General features: G+C 56.5%; 5 protein-coding genes and 1 pseudogene. 2 read left to right on the top strand and 4 right to left on the bottom strand.

Annotated features, from left to right (window positions below; all coding sequences use genetic code 11):
• From AC1DSG_RS24960 to cysM, 4 genes are all read right to left on the bottom strand, one after another.
• The coding region (locus AC1DSG_RS24960) for a hypothetical protein (RefSeq protein ID WP_477793284.1) at positions 1-79 on the bottom strand (79 nt) is incomplete at its 3' end.
• Positions 80-184: 105 nt separating this feature from the next.
• Positions 185-2,428, bottom strand: coding sequence for a GTP diphosphokinase (gene relA / locus AC1DSG_RS24955; RefSeq protein ID WP_477793283.1), 2,244 nt, complete (start codon positions 2,426-2,428; stop codon positions 185-187).
• 123 nt (positions 2,429-2,551) lie between these two features.
• On the bottom strand, positions 2,552-3,904 hold the full coding sequence (rlmD, locus tag AC1DSG_RS24950; RefSeq protein ID WP_477793282.1) for a 23S rRNA (uracil(1939)-C(5))-methyltransferase RlmD: 1,353 nt from the start codon (positions 3,902-3,904) through the stop codon (positions 2,552-2,554).
• Positions 3,904-4,806 (bottom strand): cysteine synthase CysM, encoded by a 903-nt coding sequence (gene cysM / locus AC1DSG_RS24945; RefSeq protein WP_477793281.1) that lies wholly within the window; start codon positions 4,804-4,806, stop codon positions 3,904-3,906. The genes rlmD and cysM overlap by 1 nt, the downstream gene beginning before the upstream one ends.
• Before the next feature lie 340 nt (positions 4,807-5,146).
• On the opposite strand from cysM, the gene AC1DSG_RS24940 reads away from it, so the two are divergent.
• Positions 5,147-6,427 carry an HlyD family secretion protein gene (locus AC1DSG_RS24940; protein WP_477793280.1) on the top strand — a complete coding sequence of 427 codons (1,281 nt, stop codon included), beginning with the start codon at positions 5,147-5,149 and terminating at the stop codon, positions 6,425-6,427.
• Positions 6,428-6,465: 38 nt separating this feature from the next.
• Positions 6,466-6,689 (top strand): annotated as a pseudogene (locus AC1DSG_RS24935) (LuxR C-terminal-related transcriptional regulator).
• Positions 6,690-7,016: the final 327 nt, after the last annotated feature.

The raw sequence follows: 7,016 nt of genomic DNA, 5'->3' as shown, positions 1-7,016 counted from the left end.
GCTTGATGTCCCACGGGCAACCGAACTGCGGGTCGCGCAGCCGCTTCATCAAGTGCAGCAGGTCTTCAAGGCTGTACATCAATCATCTCATTTGGCGAACCTGTAGGAGCCGAGCTTGCTCGCGATGGCGGTGTGTCGGGTAAATCGCAATCGCGAGCAAGCTCTGCTCCTACAGGGATCGATTTCAAGGCGTCCGGTTACGGCGGGTTTCGATGATGTTCGGCAACTGGGAAATCCGCCCCAGCAACCGCCCCAACGCATCCAGCCCCGGGATCTCGATGGTCAAGGACATCAACGCGGTGTTGTCCTCTTTGTTCGAGCGGGTGTTGACCGCCAGCACGTTGATCCGCTCATTGAGCAGCACCTGCGACACGTCACGCAGCAAACCGGAACGGTCGTAGGCGCGAATGACGATGTCCACCGGATAGGTGAGCACCGGCACCGGACCCCAGCTGACCTGGATGATCCGCTCGGGCTCGCGACCGCCCAGCTGCAGCACCGAGGCACAGTCCTGGCGGTGAATGCTTACGCCACGGCCCTGAGTGATGTAACCGACAATCGCATCCCCCGGCAACGGCTGGCAACAGCCGGCCATTTGCGTCATCAGGTTGCCGACACCCTGGATCTGAATGTCGCCGCGCTTGCCCGGTTTGTAGCCGGTGGCTTTGCGCGGGATCAATTCAAGCTGTTCGTTGCCTCGTTCCGGTTCGACCAGTTGCTGCGCCAGGTTCACCAGTTGCGCCAGGCGCAAATCACCGGCGCCCAAGGCCGCGAACATGTCCTCGGACGTCTTCATGTTGGCCTTGTCGGCCAGCTTGTCGAAGTCCACGGCTGGCAGGCCGAGGCGACTGAGTTCACGCTCAAGCAGGGTCTTGCCGGCCGCGACGTTCTGATCGCGCGCCTGCAATTTGAACCAATGGACAATCTTCGCCCGCGCCCGCGAGGTGGTGATGTAACCCAGGTTCGGGTTCAGCCAGTCGCGGCTCGGGGTGCCGTGCTTGCTGGTGATGATCTCGACCTGTTCACCGGTTTGCAGGCTGTAGTTGAGCGGCACAATGCGCCCGTTGATCTTGGCGCCACGGCAGTTGTGACCGATCTCGGTGTGCACGCGGTACGCGAAGTCCAGCGGCGTCGCGCCCTTGGGCAAGTCGATGGCGTGACCGTCCGGGGTAAAGATGTAGACCCGGTCCGGCTCGATATCGACCCGCAGCTGTTCCGCCAGGCCGCCGATATCGCCCAGCTCTTCGTGCCACTCGAGGACCTGACGCAGCCAGGAGATTTTCTCTTCGTAGTGGTTGGAGCCGGATTTGACGTCGGTGCCCTTGTAGCGCCAGTGCGCGCACACGCCCAGCTCGGCTTCCTCGTGCATGGCGTGGGTGCGGATCTGCACTTCCAGCACCTTGCCTTCAGGACCGATCACCGCCGTGTGCAGCGAGCGGTAGCCGTTCTCTTTCGGGTTGGCGATGTAGTCGTCGAATTCTTTCGGGATGTGCCGCCACAGGGTGTGGACGATGCCGAGCGCGGTGTAGCAATCGCGCATCTCCGGCACCAGCACGCGTACGGCGCGCACGTCGTAGATCTGGCTGAATTCCAGACCCTTGCGCTGCATTTTGCGCCAGATCGAATAGATGTGTTTGGCCCGGCCACTGATGTCGGCATCGACGCCGGTGGCGTGCAATTCGTTTTTCAGTTGGCTCATGACGTCGCTGATGAAGCGTTCGCGATCCAGGCGACGTTCATGTAACAACTTGGCGATCTGCTTGTACTGTTCAGGCTCAAGGTAACGGAAGGACAAGTCCTCCAGTTCCCACTTGATGTGACCGATGCCGAGGCGGTGAGCCAGCGGTGCGTAGATGTCGAAGACTTCGCGGGCGACCTGGTTGCGCTTCTCGTCGTCGGCGGTTTTCACCGCACGAATCGCGCAGGTGCGTTCAGCCAGCTTGATCAGCGCAACGCGAACGTCGTCGACCATGGCCACCAGCATTTTGCGCAGGTTCTCGACCTGGCCCTGGGTGCCCAGCACCATGGTTTTACGCGGGCTCAGACTGTCGCTGATCGCCGCCATGCGCTGCACGCCGTCGATGAGTTTGGCCACCACCGGACCGAAACGCTGGCTGATGGCAGGCAACAGGATCTGGCCTTCGCGCACGCCACGGTACAGGATCGCGGCGACCAAAGAGTCCTGATCGAGTTTGAGGTCGGCGAGAATCTCGGCGATCTCAAGGCCCGTGCGGAAACTCGAGGTCCCTTCGGACCAGAGATTTTTCGCCGCATTGGCCTGTTGTTCAGACATACGAGCGAACTCGCACGCTTCCTTCAAGGCTTCGCGATCCAGTGCCGGATCGACACTGACCGCATGATCGAGCCAAGCCTCGAGATTGATACTGCCGTCTGTATTGATCGGCTGGTGTGCTCTCACCTGTACCATCTTGCTTACCTTCCCTATGACGCAGATTCAATGCGTCAAATCGCTGACCTTCGTTGCCCGATTGCCCTCACGGGGCTGATGCGAGAGCTGCACGGGCGGGCCAGTCGGACCAGACGAGCAGTCCTAGCTCGTTTCAAATAACGCCATGGCCTCGACATGTGCCGTTTGAGGAAACATATCGAGAATCCCGGCACGTTTTAACCGGTAGCCCTGCTTGATCAACTCAACTGTATCGCGCGCCAGCGTTGCCGGGTTGCACGACACATACACCAACCGTTTGGCGCCTAGGGACGCCAGCTTGCGCACCACCTCGAAAGCACCGTCACGCGGTGGGTCCAAGAGTACCGCACAAAAGCCTTCGCGCGCCCATTCGTCATTAGTCAAAGGCTGGGATAAATCGGCCTGAAAAAACTTCGCGTTATGCAGATTATTGCTAGCCGCGTTTAAGGCGGCGCGCTCGACCATGGCCTGCACACCTTCCACCGCCACCACTTCACGAACAGCCTTGGCCAGTGGCAGGGCGAAATTACCCAGACCACAAAACAAATCCAGAACCCGCTCATCCGCCTGAGGCTTGAGCCAGTCCAGCGCTTGGGCAACCATCGCTTCGTTGACCCCGGCATTGACCTGAATGAAATCCCCGGGCCGGTAGGCCAGGTTCAAGTCCCAACGCTCCAGGCGATAACCCAGCGACTGGCCGGCTTCGACCGGTTGCGGTTCGCCCTCTCCGTGCAGCCACAACTGGGCCTCATGGAAGGCGCAGAAATCCTTGAGGATCGTCATGTCAGCGTCAGACAACGGTGCCATATGCCGCAGCAACACGGCCAACGACGAACCGCTGAACAATTCCACATGCCCCAGCGCCTGAGGTTTGCTCAAGCGACGCAGCATCTCCGGCAAGCGGGTCATGATCGGCTGCAAGGGCTGTACCAGCACCGTGCATTCGTTGATCGCTACGATGTCCTGACTGCCCGCGGCACGAAATCCGACTTCGAGTTTTTTCGTCTTCATGTCCCAGCGCACCGCGACCCGGGCGCGACGTCGGTAACCGAATTCCGGCCCGCTCAACGGCTCAGCCCATTCTTGCGGTTCGACGCCGGCGACCTTCGACAATTGCTCGGCGAGCATGCGCTGTTTCAGGGCAAGTTGTTCGGCATGGGGCAGGTGCTGCACACTGCAGCCGCCACAGCGACCGGCGTGCGGGCACGGTGCCGGGCGACGCAACTCACTGGCCTGGAACACGCGCTCGGTGCGCGCCTCGACCACTTTGCCATGAGCACCCAACACCCGCACTTCGACTTCTTCACCGGCTAACGCGCCAATGACGAACCAGGTGCGACCTTCAAAAAAGGCGATACCGCGACCGTCATTGGCCAAACGCTCGATACTCAAGCGCTGCTTTTTGCCGGTCGGGATTTGTGGGGCCTTGCTGCCGCCCGTGGGTTGGAAGCGCAGGCCTCTCTCGTGCTTGGCCATCAGTTAGGCGCGTCGAAAATGCCGGTCGACAAGTAACGGTCGCCACGGTCACAGATGATCGCGACGATCACCGCGTTTTCAACTTCCTTCGACAGGCGCAGCATCGCTGCCACCGCACCGCCCGAGGACACACCACAGAAGATGCCCTCTTCACGGGCCAGACGACGGGTCACGTCCTCGGCTTCGCTTTGCGCCATGTCGACGATGCGGTCCACACGATCAGCCTGATAGATCTTCGGCAGGTATTCCTGCGGCCAGCGACGGATGCCCGGAATYGCCGAGCCTTCCATCGGTTGCAGACCAATGATTTGCACGCCTTCGTTCTGCTCTTTCAAGTAGCGCGAGACGCCCATGATGGTGCCGGTGGTGCCCATCGAACTGACGAAATGGGTGATGGTGCCCTCGGTCTGACGCCAGATTTCCGGGCCGGTGCTGGTGTAGTGCGCTTCGGGATTGTCCCCGTTGGCGAACTGGTCCAGCACCTTGCCACGGCCTTCGGCTTCCATTCGCTGAGCGAGGTCGCGGGCGCCTTCCATGCCTTCTTCCTGGGTGACCAGGATCAGCTCGGCGCCATAAGCCGTCATGGCGGCTTTACGCTCGGCGCTGGAGTTGTCCGGCATGATCAAGATCATCTTGTAACCCTTGATCGCGGCCGCCATCGCCAAAGCAATCCCGGTGTTACCGGACGTTGCTTCGATCAGCGTATCGCCGGCGTGGATCTGCCCGCGCAACTCGGCGCGAGTGATCATCGACAACGCCGGCCGGTCCTTGACCGAGCCCGCCGGGTTATTCCCTTCGAGCTTTAGCAAAAGGGTATTGCTGGTGGCGCCGGGCAGGCGCTGCAAACGAACCAGCGGAGTGTTGCCGACGCAATCGGCGATGGTTGGGTACTGCAAGGTCATGGCGTATTCGCAATCCAGACTGCGGGGGCGACTATCATACCGACAAACGTTCGCAGGCCATATCACGCAAAGTGTGGTGCTTATGGCTTATGGGAATAAGCGCGGGCTTAGCAGCAAAAGAAATCCTACACAGAAGGGTAATAGCTCTGTAGGAACAAGAATTGACCACGATGTTTCTGCATTACACAGCGAGGTTTCCGGACAATCTCCTAGGATATTTCCCGCAAGTTTTGGCGGTTTGCGTGAACTAGTGAGTGAAAGGTTTCGTTGATAGTCTTTTGGTGGCACTCCCGCCGTAGCGAGATGAAGCTCATCCAAACCTCAAGAAGACTCTAAATCAATGTCCGAAACCTTGACTTTATTTCGCTCTGAAGTTGCTAACGCGAAGAACGAACAACGCTTCGGTAGCGTGTTGATCCATCAACCTTGGGGGTACGGTGTAGCCGCCATCCTCGCCGGCATTTTGATACTACTGTTGATGACCTATGCCTACTTCGGAACCTATACCCGTAAATCGACTGTTAATGGCTTGCTTATGCCAGAGCAGGGAATGTTGCGTCTAACGTCTGTGGGCACAGGATTACTGACAGAGGTTCTTGTTAAGGAAGGACAAGCCGTTGAGACTGGCCAAGCTCTATTCATCGTTTCTGGCGAACGCTTCGGTACAACGGGCGGTGTACAAAATCTCGTCTCAGAGCAACTCACTCAACGCATGCAAATAACTGAGCGCAACCTCAACTTGGCGAACGAGCGTCGCAGAGGACTTCTATTCATGCTTGATGGTCGCCTCACTGCGATTACCGAAGAGCTGAGTCAATTTCGAGAAGAAATACGACTGCTAAAACGGCGGGTGGCACTGTCTGAAACACAACAGCAACGGCAGCACGAACTGGCAGCCGTTGACTTCATTTCTGTTGCACAGCTTCAAAAAGGAGAAGGGGAATTTCTAGCGCTGCAGGGGCAACAGCAAAGTATTCAACGAGCTCGTGCGAGTCTAAATCGGGAGCGCATGGAACTGTTGGCGCAAAGACAAGAGGTCGAACTGCGACATCGCGCCGAGGCTGCAGAGATAGATAACAGCATTTCCTTGGTCAAGCAGGAGCAGGCGGAAAACGATGTCCGTCTGAAACAGATAAGCGTGGCACCGTTTGCCGGTACCGTTACTGGTTTGAATGTGCAAAAAGGTCAACAAGTTGAGGTCGGCTCACTGCTGGCTAGCCTTATCCCTCAAGGAGAAAATCTTACTGCTCACTTATATATTGCTTCTCGTCAAGCGGGGTTTATAGAAAAAGGGCAAACCGTGTTAATGCGCTACGCCGCCTACCCTTATCAGAAATTCGGAATGGCCCAAGGACGAATCTTAGAATCGACGAAAAGCCCCTACGCAGCTCAGGAGTTACCTACTTATATTGCTAGTGCTCTTTATAGCACTGCTCCGCCGTCTGAACTTTTTTATCGCGTAACCGTCGCACTCGACTCACAGAACATTGCCGTCTACGGTAATTCGCTACCGCTGCAGGCTGGCATGCTATTGGAAGCCGATATTCTCCAGGACGAACGCCGTCTTTACGAATGGGCTCTGGAACCGATTTACTCTCTCACAGGCAAACGCCTCTACTAATTAGTACTTAAACAAAAACAACCGGGAGCTGTTAACACATGACAAAAAGGGAGCAAGAAGTCCTAAAAGCACTTCTCCAAGGAAATACAAACAAACAAATTGCCATATCACTTGGAATAAGCGATTTCACAGTACGTGATCACGTCTCTTCAATTCTACGCAAGAAAGGAGCCGGATCAAGGGCAGAGTTATTCGCCGCAGAAATAGCCAAAGAAAGCCTTAACCCCCTACATCTATAGGATTAAAAACCCCGCCAAAGTGAATTACACTTCCAATCACACCAAAACAAAACAATCCATTTTTATTTCCTGATACAGCACCCTGCAAATACCAACTATGGGCCTACCACCTTCAATAATTAAAAAAGTGCAACCAATACAACCTAATCTTTAAACCAAAGTAAAAAACAGAGAGAGAGAGCTTAAGCCCCATGATCGATCACAACTTTGGAGAATCGAGTAAAGAATGGAGCATAATTGTACTGGGCATTCGCTTTGTAGAAGGATCTGTATCGAACGCCCATCGAGTAAAGAATGGAGCATAATTGTACTGGGCATTCGCTTTGTAGAAGGATCTGTATCGAACGCCC

The sequence above is a fragment of the Pseudomonas sp. P5_A12 genome (assembly GCF_056400685.1).
The sequence above is the reverse complement of the archived record's forward strand: the minus strand, read 5'-3'. Positions and strand labels throughout refer to the sequence as shown.

Excerpts from the sequence above, each read along its gene's own strand:
- AC1DSG_RS24940 (WP_477793280.1), top strand. The coding sequence starts at position 5,147 with ATGTCCGAAACCTTGACTTTATTTCGCTCTGAAGTTGCTAACGCGAAG.
- rlmD (WP_477793282.1), bottom strand. The coding sequence starts at position 3,904 with ATGGCCAAGCACGAGAGAGGCCTGCGCTTCCAACCCACGGGCGGCAGC.
- relA (WP_477793283.1), bottom strand. The coding sequence starts at position 2,428 with ATGGTACAGGTGAGAGCACACCAGCCGATCAATACAGACGGCAGTATC.